Source organism: Salinisphaera sp. G21_0 (assembly GCF_017744115.1).
Classification (GTDB): Bacteria; Pseudomonadota; Gammaproteobacteria; order Pseudomonadales; family Endozoicomonadaceae; genus Endozoicomonas.
The window spans coordinates 1-2,193 of record NZ_JAGHQW010000146.1; the positions used below are offsets into that span (position 1 = coordinate 1).

Consider the following 2,193-nt stretch of genomic DNA (forward strand, 5'->3'; position numbering starts at 1 on the left):
AAGTAACCAGCTGTCCTTCAGCACGGGGGCGGCTGCTGGGTGGGGGCGGCATGGGTTCCGCGCGGTTACGACCAGCATTAGTCGATGACCTTTGGCTGTAATAGCGGTAGGCGATCACACCGACCAGAACCAAAATCATCGTGCCCAGGGTGGCGATACAAGCTATAATAGCAGGGCTTGGTGCGGCAAATGTAGCAGAACCTGGGTCAGAGAAGTTCACTTTTTGCACCTCGGGCCCAGTTGTTGGGGGCGTTGTCGTGGTGACAGAATCCGAACTGAAAGAGTTCATGGTTGTGTCTGGTGCTGTGGCCATAGTGGTTGGGGGCGTTGTTGTGGTGACAGAATCCGAACTGAAAGAGTTCATGGTTGTGTCTGGTGCTGTGTCCATAGTGGTTGGGGGCGTTGTCGTAGTGTCAGAACCCGAACTGAAAGAGTTCATGGTGCTGCCTGGTGTTTTGGCCACCGTCTCTTTGGTTGGTGGGGCAGGACAATAATTAGCAATTTGGGGATTTAGTTTTGCCAAGTCGGGGTCAATAACTGCACACAAATGATTATCCTGCCAATACTGACACCCCTTGGCAGTGTCGTTTTGTTGTACGCCATTAACAGTGACATTACAAATAACCGGGTCATATCCTCCGAAGATACCCGCAGTGGCATTTTCACTTTTAACGGCGCTATTGATCACCCTGGTGTTGGCGATACTTTCTTGTCCTACAGAAAAGCGTCCTGCGCCAATACCGGCATTCGCCTTTTCGCCTGAGGTTATCACCGTGCAGTTCACCGCTGTCGTGTGGTTAACAGTACCTACATCCAATACTCCAGCCCCAATACCGGCATTTGCCTCGCTGCCTGAGGTTGTCACCGTGCAGTTCACCGCTGTCGTGTGGTCAACAGTACCTGCATCCGAAAATCCAGCACCAATACCGGCATCTGCATTTCTTGCTATTGTTACAACATCACAGTTAACCGCTGTCGTGTTGTTAACAGTACTTTTCCCCGAAAATCCAGCCCCAATACCAGCATTTACATTAGGTTTGTGGGTTTTCACCGTGCAGTTCAACGCTGTCGTGTCTGTAACCGTTCCTTTACTATTCTGCTTTCCCACCCCAATACCGGCATTTGCATATTCTCCCTTCATTTCAACATGACAGTTCACCGCCATTGTGTTGTTAACGATTCCACCTGTCGATGATCCCGCACCAATACCGGTATATCCGTAATGCCCCTCTGCTGTAACATTACAGTTTACCGCAGTCATGTTGTTAACAGCTCCACTACTTTCCAGATTTCCTGCTCCAATACCGGCATGTCCGTAATCCCGCTCTGTTGTAACATTACAGTTTACCGCAACCATGTTGTTAACAGCTCCACTACTTTCCAGATTTCCCGCTCCAATACCGGCACGTCCGTAACTCCACTCTGTTGTAACATTACAGTTTTTCGCAATCATGTTGTTAACAGCTCCACTTGCCAGATTTCCCGCTCCAATACCGGCATAAGCTTTCCAAGCGGAGGTTTTCACCCTGCAGTTCAACGCAGTCATGCTAGTAATAGTTCCTCCACCAGATACTTTGCCCACGCCAATAGCTGCGTATGCGTTTGATTTATCGCTGGTAGCAACGTTAGCACGTTCAACCCAAATATTACCGATCGTAGCGTTGCCAGACATTTCGCAAGCCACTACCCCGGCCGATTCCGTTGAGGTTATGGTGGCATCACTAAGGTTCAGGTTCTCGATACGGCCCCCAGCGGACAGGTGTTTTACCAGGCACTTCGAAGATTTGCTAATAATACGATTATTGCCGTCCAACTTGCCGGTGAATGGATTGGTTTCATTGCCAATGGACCGGGACAATTGTCTACCGTCGATATCCTTAATCAGGCGATATTGTTTGCTACATGGTAATTTCGCAACATGGCAGATATTGCCCAGGGTCTCGGCATCCCCCACCTCAGTCCAGGGGTCAGTGTCAGGGGCGGATGCTGATGCCGCACCGACCGCGGACAGGCCGACCAGAGCCCCCAGTGCCAAGGGTGTGTTTGGCAACTGGCTGGCCGGTAGCGTTGGGGCGGCGGATTTATCATACTGGTGTCGTAGGTTCTGTGAGGCTTTTCTGGCTTTGTCTTTCGTGTTTTCCAAAGTCTCGTCCGGTGTCTTTTCCCTGTGTGTGCCAGGCTCAGGTATCGAAC

General features: G+C 50.6%; 1 pseudogene. It reads right to left on the reverse strand.

Annotated elements, in window-relative coordinates:
* Nucleotides 1–2,143: pseudogene (locus tag J7439_RS25270) on the reverse strand (hypothetical protein); the annotation flags it as partial.
* Between the last annotated feature and the right edge of the window lie 50 nt (nucleotides 2,144–2,193).